Genomic DNA, 14,277 nt, shown 5'->3' on the forward strand with positions numbered 1-14,277 from the left:
GCTGGAGCGTGTTCACGGAGCGACTTTAGAAACGCCGGCCCGTGCCCACAACCATTTAGCGTCGCCTTTGATCGATGATCGAACGCTATCGTGCGAATTTCGCACGAATCAGGGGTTACACCTAGGTCTGGTGGACCATCGATGACCGCGACGAATCAAAGACTGCGCCAGTAATCGATCAGCAGCTGCGCGAATTCGACCGGCCGCTCGACCGCGCTCACGTGCGCGGCATCGATGCTGGCAAGTCGCGCGTTGGGGACCGCCGCGGCGATGGCTTCCGACATCGCGAACGGCGTGGCCTCGTCCTGCAGGCCGCCGATCACCAGCGTGGGCACCGCGATGCGGCGGTTGCTGTCGCGGAAATCGATCGCCGCCACCGCGTTGCAACTCTCGATGTAGGCCTGCGGATCGTTGGCCAGCAGCACCGCCTGCAGCTGCTCGGCGGCCACCTGGCCCTCGGGCGTGGCGGCGAAGGCTGGCGTGAGCCAGCGCGACACCGCACCCGGCGCGATCGCGGCCACGCCGCGCGCGGCCACGGTCTCGGCGCGCGCGCGCCAGGGCGCCTGGTCGGGATAGTGGGCCGAGGAGTTCGCGATGGTCACGGTGCGCAGCAGCTCGGGATGGCGCACGGCCAGCGCCTGCGCCGTCATGCCGCCCATCGACAGGCCGACGAAATGCACCGGCTCGCCGCCGGCCTCGCGCTGGATCAGCTCGGCCGCGTCCTGCGCCAGCGTCTCGATGCGCAAAGCGCCCGGCACGCGCTCGGAGGCGCCGTGGTTGCGGTGGTCGTAGCGCAGCACGGTGTGGGCGCGCGCGAGCTGCGCGGCCACGCCGTCCCACATGCGGAGGTCGCAGCCGAGCGCATGGCTCAGCACGACGATCGGGCCATTGCCTTCGCGGACGAGGTTCAGACGGGTCATGGTGCGGGTTCCTTCGAAAGGGGATGAAGACGGGGAAGCCAGAAGAAAGCGATGGCCAGCAGCGAGCAGGCGGCGGCGACCATGGGGATCACCATCGGCCACGCGCCGTTCGAATACTCGGCATCGACGAACAGCGCGGCGAACTGCCCGACGCAGAAGGCGACCATCATCATGCCGAAGCCCGACCACGAGACGGCGCGGCCCGCGAGTTGCGGCAGGTCGCCCACCGCGCCGGCCTGGCCGCAGGGCTGATGGATGCCGTGGCCCAGGCAATAGACCGCGTGTCCCGCGAGCAGCGGCACCGCGCTCAGCGGCGCGAGCCAGCAGCCCAGCGCCTGGATCGTGGCGCCCGCCATGCTCAGCGAGGCGCCCAGCTGCACCGTGCGCACCGGCCCGTGGCGGCGCAGTAGCCGCCGGCACATGGTGGTGCTGAAGATGTAGACCAGCGAGCCGCCGGCCGGTATCCAGCCATACCAGGCCGGCGACCAGCCGAGGTAGCCGATGTAGACCATCGGCGACAGCAGCAGGAAGCAGAACAGACCGCCATAGGTCGAGGCCGCCACCGAGGCCCAGGCGCGGAAGGCGCGGCTCGCGAACACCACGCGCGTGCTGCCGCGCGGTGCCGAGGGCGTGTCGACGAAGCTCGGCCGGGTCTCGTCGAAGGAGCGCCAGCACAGCGCGAACAGCACCAGCGCATAGAGCGCCATCGCGCCCATCACCCAGCGCCAGCCCGCGCCCTGCACCAGCCAGGCGCCGAGCAGCGGCGCCACCAGCCCGACCACGCCCAGCCCCGTGAGTCCGCGCGCCATCACATGTGGGCCCTCGTGGGCCGGATAGAGATCGCGCACCGCGGCGCGCGCGCAGACCAGGATCGCCGCCATCGAGAAGCCCTGCAGGGTGCGCCAGCCGGCCAGCATGAACACGCTGCCCGCGAAGGCACCGCCGAGCGCGGCCAGCGCATAGCAGCCCAGGCCCGCCAGCAGCACCGGCCGGCGGCCGAAGCGGTCGGCCAGCGGTCCGCACAGCAGCTGCGCGAAGCCGAAGGCCAGCACGAACAGCGTGAGGCTGGTGCTGGCCGAGCCGAGTTCCTTCGCGATCGCGGGCAGCGCCGGCAGGTAGCTGTCGGTGGCCACCGGCTGGGCCGCGAGCAGCAACGGCAGCAGCAGCGCGAAGCCGGCGTGCCAACGGCCCTTCAGGTTTGCTGGTGGTCCTTGCGGCGCGCTCACTGCGCCGCCGCAGGCAGCAGGCCCTTCTCGCGCAGGATGCCGGTGGCGATGCCGAAGGCGTGGTTGGCGACCGGCACGCCGCAGTAGATGGCGGCCATCATGATCACTTCCTTGATGTCCTCGGGCGTGAGCCGCGACTCGGGCGGGCCGTCGAGCGCCGCGCGCACGTGCATCGCGAACTCCTCATAGGCGTGGATGCCCAGCATCATCGACAGCACCATGTAGCGGCGCGTCTTGTCGCCCAGCGCGGGGCGGCCCCAGATGTCGTTCCACGCGTGGCGCGTGATCAGCTCCTGGAACTCGGCATTGAAGCCGTTGCGGTTGGCCAGCGAGCGGTCGACCCAGGCGTCGCCGAGCACGCGTCGACGGTTGAGCAGGCCCGATTCGTAGTCGTCGGCGGGGGAAGTGGGGCTGGTGTCAGTCATTGGATGAAGTCCTCTGGGAAATCGAGTCCACGTCGATTCCTTCGACATGAAACCCCCCACCCGTTCGGGCTGAGCTTGTCGAAGCCTCGCGCCGCGCTTCGACAAGCTCGGCGTGAACGGACTCTGGTTGTTCGGAATATGCAGGCATGAAAAGCTTGCGTCATTGCGCCGATGCGAGCCGCGCGCGCAGCGCCTTCACCTCGGCCAGCGCGATCTCGCCGGCGCGCACGGCCAGCGCGGGATCGAACCATTCGTCGGCCGCGTCGCGCGGCAGCTCGGCGCGCAGCCGGTCGATGTTGGCGCGCATGCGCGCGGCATCCACCTGCAAGCCCGGCAGCGCCGCCGCCATGGCGCGCACGCTGCCGTGCGCCGACATCAGCAGCTGCGGCCATTCGCCGAGCTCGGCCTGCCAGGCACCAAGGGCGCGCTCGTGCTGCTGCGGCATGGCGCCGAGCAAGGCCGCCACGCGCTGCGGCGCGCGATGCGCGGCGGCGATCGCCACCATCGACGCCACCGGGTTGCGCTTGTGCGGCATGGCCGACGAGCCGCCGCGCCCGGGCTCGCTGGGCTCGGCCACCTCGGCCACCTCGTACTGGCCCAGCAGCGATACGTCGACCGCGACCTTGCCGAGGCTGCCGGTCATGAGGCCGAGCTCGCAGCCCAGCGCCACCCATTCGTCGCGCTGCGTGTGCCAGGTCGCGCCGGGATCGGCCAGCCCCAGTTCCTTCGCCATGCGCGCGCGCACCGCGCCCGCCTGCGGCCCCATCTGCGCCAGCGTGCCGACTGCGCCACCGAGTTGCAGTTGCAGCGCATGGCGCGCGGCCTCGCGCAGCCGCAGCCGGCCGCGCACCAGCGGCGCGGCCCAGCCCGCGCACTTGAAGCCGAAGCTGGTGACCGAGGCCGGCTGCATCAGCGTGCGCGCGAGCATCGGCGTGGCGGCATGCTGTACCGCGAGCTGCAGCAGCGCCTCGGCCGCCTTCGCGAGGTCGGTCTCGATCAGCGCCACCGCCTCGCGCGTGACCAGCGACATCGCGCTGTCGATCACGTCCTGGCTGGTGCTGCCGAAATGCACGAAGGGCGCGGCCTCGGCATTGAAGAGCCCGACCGCCTCGCGCAGCGCCTTCACCAGCGGGATCGCCACGCTGCCCGCGCGGCCGCTCTCGCGCACGATCTTGGCGACGTCGAACAGCTCGACCTTGCAGCTGCCGACGATCGAGTGCGCCGCGCTCTCGGGGATCAGCCCCTCGGCCGCCTGCGCGCGCGCGAGCGCGGCCTCGAAGCGCAGCATCGCGTCGACGAAGGCACGGTCGCTGAACGCGCCCAGGGTTTCGGAAGTGGAGAGGAAGCCTTCGAAGATGCTCATGGTGTTCTTGTCGTGGGGTGTCAGTACTGGAGCTTCGCGCTGGCGCGCAGCTCGTCGGCCGTGGCGCTGCCGAAGCCGAAGAACTCGAGGTAGGCCGGGATCATCTCGAACAGCATGTCGGTGCCGACCTGTACCGCGCAGCCCTTCGCACGCGCCGCCTCGAGCAGCGGCGTGTACTCGGTCTTCATCACGACCTCGCCCACGAAGGTGCCGGCATCGATGCGGTCGATGTCGAAGGGCAGCGGATCGTCGGCCTTCATGCCCAGCGGCGTTGCATTGACGATCACGTCGAAGCCCGCCGGGTCCTTCGAGCCGGTGGCCACCTTCAGCTGCGGATAGTGCTCACGCAACCGCCCCGCGAGCGCATCGGCCGAGGCCGCATGCGCATCGAACAGCATCAGCTCGGCCGCGCCGGCCGCCGCGATCGACGCCGCGATGGCCGAGCCCACGCCGCCCGCGCCCGACACCAGCACGCGCGTGCCGCGGAAAGGCCGGCCCTTGCGCTCCACGCCGCGCACGAAGCCCGCGCCGTCGAACTGGTCGCCCAGCAGCGTGCCGTCGGGCCGCTTGAGGATCGCGTTGCAGGCGCCCGCGATGCGCGCCGTGGGCGTGACCTCGTCGACCAGCGACATTGTCGTGACCTTGTGCGGCATCGTCACCAGCGCGCCGCGCAGGTTGCTGAAGCGAAAGATCTGCGCGAGCGAGGCCGCGTAGTCCTCGGGCTTCACGCCCATCGGCACCACCACCGCGTCGATGCCCTGCTTCTCGAACCAGGGGTTGTAGATCATCGGGGCCTTGAAGGCCTCGGTGGGATAGCCCAGGTGGGCGATGAGCGTGGTCTTGCCGGAAATCATGCGCGTAGCCAAAGGAAAAGAAGAAGGTTCAAGCCGCGCCGTAACGCAACGGCGTGGCGATCTCGGCGCGCATCGCCTCGGGATAGACGATCTCGCGCAGGAAGTCGGAATCCGCGCGCAGCGCCGCGGCCGCATCGGCATGGCCGAAGTAGTCGAAGTAGTGCGGCACCTGCTGGATCAGCATCTCGAAGCCGGCCTGTGCGTTGAGGCCGCGCGCGCGTGCCGCGCGCACCAGCGGCGTGGGCTGGTTGCGCAGCAGGATGTCGAACAGGGCAGCGTGGCCGTCCATGCGCGCCACGTCGACCGGCGGCGCATCGTCCTCGGCCAGGCCCAGCGGCGTGGCGTTGACGACCAGGTCGTAGCCCTCTGGCGCGTTGCTGTCCACCGCCACCACGCGGGCGTCGAAGAAGGCATCGAGCTTGGCGGCCACGCCCGCGGCCTTGCCCGCGGAGCTGTCGTAGAACGCGATGTACTCGGCCCCATCGACCGTGCCGCCCTCGGCCAGCGCCACGCCGATGGCCGCGGCGCTCACGCCCGCGCCGAGGATCAGCACGCGCTTGCCGCGAAACGGAATCGCGAAACGGTCGAGCGCGCCGATCAGGCCTTCGCCGTCGAACAGGTCGCCCTCGAGCTGGCCGGCCTCGGTGCGGCGCACCACGTTGACCGAACCGGCCACGCGGCCGAACAGGCCCGCGCCCTCGAGCAGGTCGACCACCAGCGGCTTGTGCGGTGGCGCGATCACCATGCCGCGCACATTGCGCGCCAGGAAGGCCGACTTGAAGAACACCGCGAAGTCGCGCACCGGCACCTGCATCGGCACCAGCACCGCGTCGATGCCGAAGCGCTCGAAGGCGGCATTGAACATGCGCGGCAGCCGCACGTTGCGCACCGGGTCGCCGGGAATCAGGTAGGCCTGCGTGCTGCCGCTGATGGGGAGGCTCATGGGCGTCTTTCCGTTCGTCAATCGCTCGTTTCGAGGCTGGATGCCCGGCTTTATAGTCCTTTCGCTTTGAACCTGCTGGCGCCAAACAGCCATTTCGTTCGATCATCGATCTTTCGAGATCGTCAATCGTTCAAACCTAGGGTTTTTGCCCACCCATCGGGCGCTGCGGCCGGGCGGCGGCGCAGGCACACTCCCCGGTCATGAGCAACGACGACCCACCCGCACCGCCCGGCCTCGACAAGCGCGACTGGATCGCCGGCCTGGAGCGCGGCGTGAGCATCATCGAGGCCTTCGACGACGCCAACCCGCGCCTGACCGCGAGCCAGGCCGGCCAGCGCACCGGCATGACGCGCACGGCCGCGCGCCGCTACCTGCTGACCCTGCAGCACATGGGCTACGTGGCGAGCGACGGCAAGCTGTTCTGGCTCACGCCGCGCGTGCTGCGGCTGGGCCAGTCCTACCTCGAATCGGCGCGGCTGCCGCGCGTGGTGCAGCCGTTTCTGCAGCGCGTGGCCGCCGGCACCAACGAGATCGCCTACCTCAGCGTGATGGACGGCGACGAGGTGGTCTACATCGCGCGCAACGGCCCCAACCGCAGCATGAGCACCGGCTACGTGCTCGGCGCGCGCGTGCCCGCGCAGGTCACGGCCTCGGGCATGCTGATGCTCGCGCTGCGCGGCGACACCGAACTCAACGAATGGCTCGCCACGCGCCAGCTCACTGTCTTCACCTCGCACACCATCGCCAGCATGGAGCGCATGAAGCTCGAGCTCGCGCGCATCCGCGCCCAGGGCTGGGCGCTGTCCGAGCAACAGCTCGACCTCAACTCGCGCGGCATCGCGGTGCCGCTGCGCGACCGCCACGGCACGCTGGTGGGCGCGCTCAACATCACGATGCCGATGGGGCACGAAAGCTCGGAGGATGCGGTGGCGCGGGTCTTGCCGGTGTTGAGGGAGACGGCGCAGGCGATGCGCAACCTGATCTGAGCACGGGACACACGCCTTCGTGCAAGATCGCCGGCACGACATCCACCCCCTCGAAACACAGGACGACCGCATGACCACTCCCGCCTCCCTCGCCGACTTCCCGATCACCCAGAAGTGGCCCGCCCAGCACCCCGAGCGGCTGCAGCTCTACTCGCTGCCCACGCCCAACGGCGTGAAGGTCTCGATCATGCTGGAGGAGATCGGCCTGCCCTACGAGCCGCACCTCGTGAGCTTCGGCAGCAACGACCAGATGTCGGAGGCCTTCCTCTCGCTGAATCCCAACAACAAGATCCCCGCGATCATCGATCCCGACGGCCCGGGCGGAAAGCCGCTGGCGCTGTTCGAGTCGGGCGCGATCCTGTTCTACCTGGCCGAGAAGACCGGCAAGCTCATGAGCGCCGACCCCGCGAAGCGCTACGAGACCCTGCAGTGGGTGATGTTCCAGATGGGCGGCATCGGCCCGATGTTCGGCCAGCTGGGCTTCTTCCACAAGTTCGCCGGCAAGGAGTTCGAGGACAAGCGCCCGCGCGACCGCTACGTGGCCGAATCGAAGCGCCTGCTCGGCGTGCTCGACAAGCACCTGGCCGGCCGCGAATGGATCATGGGCGACGACTACAGCATCGCCGACATCGCGAGCTTCCCGTGGATCCGCAACCTGATCGGCTTCTACGAGGCGCGCGAGCTGGTCGGCTTCGACAGCTTCCCGAACGTGGCGCGCGTGCTCGAGCGCTTCGTGGCGCGGCCCGCGGTCATCGCGGGGCTGACGATTCCGAAGGCCGCGTAAGGCCGGTTCCCGCCATCGCCGCCGGGTCGACGAGCCGGTCGTATGCGTCGCCGTCGATCAGTCCCAGCGCGATGGCCGCCGCGCGTGGCGTGATGCCGCGCGCGAGCGCCTCGCGCGTGATGCGCGCCACGCGGTCGTAGCCCAGCACGGGGTTCAGCGCCGTCACCGCGAGCAGCGCGTTGTCGACGTTCGCCGCGAGCCGCTCGCGCTCGGGCTCGATGTCCTTCACCAGCCGCTCGGCGAACACGCGCGAGGCATCGGCCAGCACGCGGATCGACTGCAGCAGGTTCTGGATGATCAGCGGCTTGGCGACGTTGAGCTCGAAGTTGCCCGAGGCGCCCGCCATGGTGATGGTGAGGTGGTTGCCCATGGCCTGCAGCCCGGCCTGCACCACCACCTCGGCAATGGTCGGGTTGCGCTTGCCCGGCATGATCGAGCTCGTGAGCCCGTCGTCGGGAATGCGCAGCTCGCCCAGGCCGCAGCGCGGGCCCGAGCCCAGCAGCCGCAGGTCGTTGGCCATCTTCACGAGCGAGGCCGCGAGCACGTTGAGCGCGCCCGACACTTCCACCAGCGCGTCGTGCGAGGCCATGCCCTCCAACTTGCTGGGGTTGGGCGCGAAGGCGATGCCGCAGAGCGCGCCCAGTTCCTCGCAGAAGGCGGCGTCGAAGCCCGCCGGCGCATTGAGCCCGGTGCCGGCGGCCGTGCCGCCCTGCGCCAGCAGTTGCAGGCGCGCGAAGGTGGCGTCGATGCGATCGATGCCGTGGCCGACCTGGCGCGCGAAGGCATCGAAGCTCTGCCCCAGCGTCATCGGCACCGCGTCCATCAGGTGGGTGCGCGCGATCTTCAGCACGTCCGCGAAAGCCTCGCTGCGCTCGTGCAGGCGCTGCAGCAGCAACTGCAGCGCGGGCCGCAGGCGCTCGCGCAGCTCGAGCGCGGTCGCGATGTGCATCACGGTCGGAAAGCTGTCGTTCGACGACTGCGAGGCGTTCACGTGGTCGTTGGGATGCACCGGCGACTTGGTGCCCAGCGGCTGACCCAGCAGTTCGTTCGCGCGGTTGGCGATGACCTCGTTCGCGTTCATGTTGGTCTGCGTGCCCGAGCCCGTCTGCCACACGGTGAGCGGGAAGTGGCCGTCGAAGCGTCCGTCGCGCAGTTCGGCCGCGGCCTCGACGATCGGCGCCGCCTTCGCCGCGTCGAGCGCGCCGCAGCGCACGTTGGCGCGCGCCGCAGCCATCTTCTGCAGGCCGAAGGCGTGGATCAGGCTGGCCGGAAAACGCTCCTCGCCGATCTCGAAGACACCCAGCGCGCGCTGGGTCTGCGCGCCCCAGTAGCGGTCGGCCGGAATCTCGACGGGACCGAAGGCGTCGCGTTCGATGCGCGTGGCGGTCATGGCGGTCATCGCGTCAGGCCCGCGCGGCATGGGCTTCGACGGGCGCCACGCCGTCGTCGAGGTCCTGGTCCGCGCGCGCGATCTCGGGGTAGCGCTCTGGGTAGAGGTGTCGCTCTGCCTGCTGCGCGTCGAAGGTGCCCGACCACTTGGCGACCACCACCGTGGCCACGCTGTTGCCGATCACGTTGCAGGTCGAGATGGCCATCGACAGGAAGCGGTAGACGCCGAAGATCACCGCCAGGCCCTCCACCGGCAGCAACCCGGTCGAGGTGACGGTGGCCGCGAACACCACGAACGAACCGCCCGAGACCGTGGCCGCGCCCTTCGAGGTCAGCAGCATCAGCAGCAGGATGCCGATCTGGTGGTCGAGCGTGAGCGGCACGCCGTAGGCATGCGCGATGAACATCACGCCCATGGCCATGAAGATCGAGGTGCCGTCGAGGTTGAAGGCATAGCCCGTGGGCAGCACCAGGCCCACGGTCTGCTTGGCGCAGCCCAGGCGCTCGAGCTTCACGAGCAGGCGCGGCAGCGCGCTCTCCGAGGAGGCGGTGCCCAGCACGATCAGGATCTCGTCCTTGATGTAGCGCAGGAAGCGCCACAGGCTGAAGCCCGCGAACTTCGCGACCAGCCCCAGCACCACCGCGATGAACAGCACGATCACCGCGTAGAAGCTCAGCACCAGCTGCGCCAGCGCCACCAGCACCGCCGAGCCGTTGCTGCCCACCGAATAGGCCACCGCGCCGAAGGTGCCGATGGGCGCGAGCTTCATCACCAGGTTGATGAACGAGAACAGCACCTCCGAGATGATGTCCAGGCCGCCGTTGATCTTCTCGCGCCGGCTCTCGGGGATCGCGAGGATGCCGATGCCCACCATCACCGCCAGCACCACCACCTGCAGCAGCTCGCCCTTGGCGAAGGCGCCGACGAAGTTGTCGGGCACGATGTGCGCCATGAACTCCAGGAAGCCCTGCGGCGCGGCGGCCTTCACCGCCGGTGCCGCGGCCGCGCCGGCCACGGAGGCCATGCCCTTGCCGGTCTGCAGCAGGTTGCCCGCGAGCAGGCCGATGACCAGCGCGATGGTCGAGATCACCTCGAAGTACACCAGCGAGCGCCAGCCCACGCGCCCCGCGCTGCGCACGTCGCCGGCCGAGGCGATGCCGTGCACGATGGTGAGGAACACCAGCGGCGCCACGCCCGCCTTGATGAGCGACAGGAACATGTCGCCCAGCAGCTTGAGCTGCCCCGCGAACTTCGGGAACAGGAAGCCGACCGCGATGCCCAGCAGCAGCGCGACCAGCACCTGCATGCCGAGCCGGCGGTACCAGGGCTGCTTCTTCGGCGACGCGATGGCCACCTGGGGATCGGAATGGGATTGCATCGTTGTCTCCTTGGGGGTCCGGGCTCAGCCCTGGACTTGGGCGGACAGCGCCAGCGCGCGGTCCACCATCCGCGGCGCGAGGCCCAGGTAGTTGGCGGGATCGGTCAGGCGATCGATGGCCGCGCGGTCGAAATGCGCCGTGACCTCGGGCAAGGCCACCAGCGCTTCGGCCAGCGTGCCGCCCTTCTCGTTGACGGTGCGGCAGGCGTCGTAGACCACATCGTGCGCCTGCTGGCGGCCGATGTATGGCGCCATGCCCATCATCACGGCCTCGGCCACGATCAGGCCGCGGCTGATGCCCAGGTTGTGCTTCATGCGCGCCTCGTCGACGATCAGCCCGCCGAGCGCGAACTTGGCCTGGTGCAGCGCGCCGGCCGTGAGGATGAAGCTCTCGGGGATCGCGATCCACTCGGCATGCCACGGGCCGGTGGCGCGTTCGAAGTCCTGCACCATCGCATCGACCATCAGGCCCGCATGCTGGCGCACCGCCTTCGAGGCCGCGAGCATCAGCTCGCTCGAGATCGGGTTGCGCTTCTGCGGCATGGTGCTGCTCGCGCCGCGTCCCTTGACGAAGGGCTCGTAGACCTCGGCGAACTCGGTCGAGGCCATGATCATGATGTCGAGCGCGATCTTGCCGAGCGAGCCGGTGACCAGCGCCAGCAGGTTCACCGCCTCGGCGAAGCCGTCGCGCGCCACGTGCCAGGTGGTCGCGGGCACGCCGAGCTTCAGTTCCTCGGCCATCGCCGCCTGCACCTCGAAGCCCTTGTCGCCCAGCGAGGCCAGCGTGCCGGCCGCGCCCGCGAACTCGACCACGGCCACGCGCGGGCGCAGCTCGGCCAGGCGCTGCTGGTGGCGGTCGAACATGGCGAGCCAGATCGCGACCTTGTAGCCGAAGGTCACGGGCAGCGCCTGCTGCAGGTGCGTGCGCCCGGCCATCGGCGTGTCGCGATGCTTGCGCGCGAGATCGGCCAGGATGCCGCGCAGCTCGCGGATCTCGGCGTCGACCAGGTCGAGCGCGTCGCGCACCTGCAGCGCGACGGCCGTGTCCATGATGTCCTGCGTGGTCGCGCCCCAGTGCACGTAGCGGCCCGCGTCGCCGCACATGGCGACCAGCTGGTGCACCAGCGGCAGGATCGGGTAGCCCACGATGTCGGTCTCGTGGCGCATGTGGTCGAAGTCGATGCGCTCGATGCGCGACTCGCGCGCGATGACCTCGGCCGCGTCGGCCGGGATCACGCCCACCTTGGCTTCGGCGCGCGCCAGCGCGATCTCGGCATCGATGTAGCGCTGGATCAGCGCGACGTCGGAGAACAGCGCGCGCATCAGCGCCGTGCCGAAGGCGTCGCGGAAAAGGATCGAATCGACGACGGTACTGGCCATCGGGAGGGAGGCGAAGGACATGGGCGGGCCTTGATATGTTCGGACATATTTAATTTAATATGTCCGGACATATGCATGAATAGGGTTTACCCTTAGGTCAAAATCGGGACCACCATGAACAAGCCGCGCTTCACCGACATCGCCCAGGAACTGAAGGAAGGCATCGCCTCGGGACGCTTCCCGCTGGGCTCGCTGCTGCCGACCGAACTCGAGCTGCGCGACCACTACGGGATCAGCCGCCACACGGTGCGCATGGCGCTGCAGGAGCTGCAGGACGCGGGTCTGGTGTCGCGGCGCAAGAACGTGGGCACGCGCGTCGAGTCGACGGTGGCGCGCATGGGCTTCCAGCAGTCGCTGGCCTCGGTGGAGGACCTGATGCAGTACGGCGCCGCCCACCTGCGCCTGGCGCCCGAGATCGACACCATCGCGAGCAATGCCGCGCTGTCGCGCCTGCTCGGTTGCGAGGAAGGCACGCGCTGGCTGCGCATCTCGAGCCTGCGCATGGAGGAAGGCCCGCAGGGCCTGCCGCTGGGCTGGACCGACATCTACGTCGACACGCAGTACGCGGCGCTCGAGGCGCTGGTGCGCGCCGCGCCCGACACGCTGGTCAGCGCGCTGCTCGAGCAGCACTACGGCCTGCGTGTGGCCGAGATCGTGCAGCAGGTGCGCGCGGTCGACGCCTCGGCGGCGATGGCGCGCAAGCTGCGCATCGAGCCCGGCAGCGCGACCTTGCAGATCCTGCGGCGCTATCTCGATGCAGAGGGCGAGGTGCTCGTGAACTCGGTCGCCACGCACCCGGGCGAGCGCTTCTTCATCACCACGCGCCTGCAACGCGCGAAGGGTTGAGCCCGCGTCGTCGTCGGCTCAGTGCGCGGCCAGCTCGGGTTCCGAGGCAGGCTCGCGCGGCACTTCGTAGAGATGGAACGGCGGCGCATCGGGCCGGCTGCGCTGCAGCAGCGGCTTGGCGACGTTGTAAACCGGCGTGCCGTTGATGGTGCGGCCCTCGAGCGTGCCGCGGTGCGCATGGCCGTGGAACACGGCATCGATCGGGTAGCGCAGCAGCGGCTCCTCGAGCCGGCTGCTGCCGAGAAAGGCGAAGATCTCGCTCGGCTCGCCCTGCACCGTGCCCACGATCGGCGCGTAATGCAGCATCGCGATGCGGCGCCGGGTGCGCAGCTTGGCGAGCGCCGACTCGAGCTTCATCGCCTCGTTGAGCGCCTCCTGCACGAACATCTTGATCGCGGGCTCGCCCCAGGCGCCGAGCGAGGCGCGGCCGAAACCGCCCGCGAAGCCCTTGACGCCCGCGATGCCCACGCCCTCGATCTCGCAGGCCGAGCCGTCGAGCATGCGCACGCCGATCCGCGTCAGCGCCTCGTTCACCACCTCGGGCGTGCCCGACTCGAAGTCGTGGTTGCCCAGCACGGCGACGATGGGAATCGAGAGGCCGCCGAGCTCCTCGGCCAGCACCCGCGCCTCTTCCGCCGTGCCGTAGTCGGTCAGGTCGCCGCACAGCAGCAGCGCGTCGGCCTCGTCGGCGGCCTGGGCAAAGAAATCGCGCAGCGAACCCGCGGAGTCCTTCTGCACATGGATGTCGCCGACGGCGGCGAAACGGACGTGGGTGGATGATTTGGGGGTAGGCATGCAATCCACCGTGCACCCCGCCGCCGCGCGCCGTCATCGGCCTCATCCCGCTGCGCTTGTAGGCGCCCGTCTGACATTCGATGGGGTCCTTTGCCCCTGCCCCGCCGCCGGCGCGGCGGCATTCACTGCGTGCATGACGCCCTCCACCATCCTCGCGCCCTCGCTCGAAGACGAAGTCGAACCGCGGGTGGCCGATTTCTACCGGCGCGCTCTGCGCGCGCTCGACGAGGCCGGCATTCCGTTCCTCGTCGGCGGCGCCTTCGCGCAGGCCTGCTACACCGGCATCCGCCGCTCGACCAAGGACCTCGACCTCTTCATCCGCCGCGAGGACTACGATCGCATCGCGCAGGTCGCGCTCGCGCATGGATGGCGCACCGAGATGACCTTTCCGCACTGGCTCGGCAAGGTCTACGACGGCCAGGAGTTCATCGACCTGATCTTCAATTCGGGCAACGGCCTCATGCCGGTGGACGCGCGCTGGTTCCACGACAACTGCCGCGCCGACGTGCTCGGCGTTCCCGTCTGCGTCGCCAACGTGGAGGACTGCCTGGTGTCGAAGGCCTTCATCATGGAACGCGAGCGTTACGACGGCGGCGACATTGCCCACCTGCTGCAGGTCAACGCGCAGCGGCTCGACTGGCCCGGGCTGCTGGAGCGCTTCGGCGCGCACTGGCGCGTGCTGCTCGCGCACCTGACGCTGTTCGGCTACATCTATCCCGCCGAGCGCGACCACGTGCCGAGCTGGGTGATGACGTTGCTCATGAGCCGCCTCGCCGGCGAGCTGCTCGCAACGGCCGCCACGGGGGAGAACGTGTGCGCCGGCACCCTGCTCTCGCGCGAGCAGTTCCTGCACGACATCGAGCGGCTCGGCTATGTCGACGGACGCCTCACGCCCGCGAGCACGATGACGCCCGAGGACATCGCGGTGTGGACCGAGGCGATTCCCGCCCGGGCCGAGGCCCAGGGCGGGAAGCCACCTGGCTGAAA

At 69.6% G+C, this 14,277-nt stretch carries 14 protein-coding genes; 4 read left to right on the top strand and 10 right to left on the bottom strand.

The genetic code is table 11. The annotated features are described in order from the left end of the window. Positions 1-155: 155 nt before the first annotated feature. The 6 genes from INQ48_19790 to INQ48_19815 form a co-directional block, all read right to left on the bottom strand. The gene (locus tag INQ48_19790) at positions 156-920 is read right to left on the bottom strand and encodes an alpha/beta fold hydrolase (GenBank protein QRF55625.1); all 765 of its coding nucleotides are present in this window, start codon (positions 918-920) and stop codon (positions 156-158) included. Continuing rightward, positions 917-2,116 carry an MFS transporter gene (locus INQ48_19795; GenBank protein QRF60813.1) on the bottom strand — a complete coding sequence of 400 codons (1,200 nt, stop codon included), beginning with the start codon at positions 2,114-2,116 and terminating at the stop codon, positions 917-919. Before INQ48_19795 ends, INQ48_19790 begins: the two co-directional genes overlap by 4 nt. A gap of 26 nt (positions 2,117-2,142) precedes the next feature. Further along, positions 2,143-2,571 carry a carboxymuconolactone decarboxylase family protein gene (locus tag INQ48_19800; GenBank protein QRF55626.1) on the bottom strand — a complete coding sequence of 143 codons (429 nt, stop codon included), beginning with the start codon at positions 2,569-2,571 and terminating at the stop codon, positions 2,143-2,145. A 160-nt stretch (positions 2,572-2,731) separates the two neighbouring features. After that, a complete protein-coding gene (gene pcaB, locus INQ48_19805) occupies positions 2,732-3,934 on the bottom strand; it encodes a 3-carboxy-cis,cis-muconate cycloisomerase (protein ID QRF55627.1) in 1,203 nt (400 codons plus the stop codon). Between the two features lie 20 nt (positions 3,935-3,954). Continuing rightward, a complete protein-coding gene (locus INQ48_19810; GenBank protein ID QRF55628.1) occupies positions 3,955-4,788 on the bottom strand; it encodes a shikimate dehydrogenase in 834 nt (277 codons plus the stop codon). A 28-nt stretch (positions 4,789-4,816) separates the two neighbouring features. Beyond that, positions 4,817-5,731: a shikimate dehydrogenase gene (locus INQ48_19815; GenBank protein ID QRF55629.1), complete on the bottom strand. Its 915-nt coding sequence runs from the start codon at positions 5,729-5,731 to the stop codon at positions 4,817-4,819. Positions 5,732-5,931: 200 nt separating this feature from the next. Between INQ48_19815 and INQ48_19820 the strand changes: the two genes are divergently transcribed. Both INQ48_19820 and INQ48_19825 read left to right on the top strand, forming a co-directional pair. Further along, complete coding sequence (locus tag INQ48_19820) at positions 5,932-6,717, top strand: helix-turn-helix domain-containing protein (GenBank protein ID QRF55630.1); 786 nt, start codon at positions 5,932-5,934, stop codon at positions 6,715-6,717. A gap of 70 nt (positions 6,718-6,787) precedes the next feature. Next, entirely contained in the window at positions 6,788-7,501 is a 714-nt protein-coding gene (locus tag INQ48_19825) for a glutathione S-transferase N-terminal domain-containing protein (GenBank protein ID QRF55631.1), read from the top strand. Here the strand turns inward: INQ48_19825 and INQ48_19830 are convergent. Genes INQ48_19830 through INQ48_19840 form a run of 3 tightly spaced genes read right to left on the bottom strand, consistent with a single transcriptional unit; the run spans position 7,467 to position 11,670 of the window. Next, positions 7,467-8,891 carry a class II fumarate hydratase gene (locus INQ48_19830; GenBank protein ID QRF60814.1) on the bottom strand — a complete coding sequence of 475 codons (1,425 nt, stop codon included), beginning with the start codon at positions 8,889-8,891 and terminating at the stop codon, positions 7,467-7,469. The two genes, INQ48_19825 and INQ48_19830, sit on opposite strands and share 35 nt — an antisense overlap. 13 nt (positions 8,892-8,904) lie before the next feature. Beyond that, on the bottom strand, positions 8,905-10,269 hold the full coding sequence (locus INQ48_19835) for a cation:dicarboxylase symporter family transporter (GenBank protein QRF55632.1): 1,365 nt from the start codon (positions 10,267-10,269) through the stop codon (positions 8,905-8,907). A 24-nt stretch (positions 10,270-10,293) separates the two neighbouring features. Further along, positions 10,294-11,670, bottom strand: a complete 1,377-nt coding sequence (locus INQ48_19840) for an adenylosuccinate lyase family protein (protein ID QRF55633.1) — start codon at positions 11,668-11,670, stop codon at positions 10,294-10,296. A gap of 93 nt (positions 11,671-11,763) precedes the next feature. Between INQ48_19840 and INQ48_19845 the strand changes: the two genes are divergently transcribed. Continuing rightward, entirely contained in the window at positions 11,764-12,495 is a 732-nt protein-coding gene (locus tag INQ48_19845) for a GntR family transcriptional regulator (protein QRF55634.1), read from the top strand. A gap of 18 nt (positions 12,496-12,513) precedes the next feature. Here the strand turns inward: INQ48_19845 and INQ48_19850 are convergent, their stop codons facing one another. Further along, positions 12,514-13,290, bottom strand: coding sequence for a metallophosphoesterase (locus tag INQ48_19850; protein QRF55635.1), 777 nt, complete (start codon positions 13,288-13,290; stop codon positions 12,514-12,516). 133 nt (positions 13,291-13,423) lie between these two features. On the opposite strand from INQ48_19850, the gene INQ48_19855 reads away from it, so the two are divergent. Further along, entirely contained in the window at positions 13,424-14,275 is an 852-nt protein-coding gene (locus tag INQ48_19855; GenBank protein QRF55636.1) for a nucleotidyltransferase, read from the top strand. Positions 14,276-14,277: the final 2 nt, after the last annotated feature.

The organism is Variovorax paradoxus (genome assembly GCA_016806145.1).
Lineage (GTDB): Bacteria > Pseudomonadota > Gammaproteobacteria > Burkholderiales > Burkholderiaceae_C > Variovorax.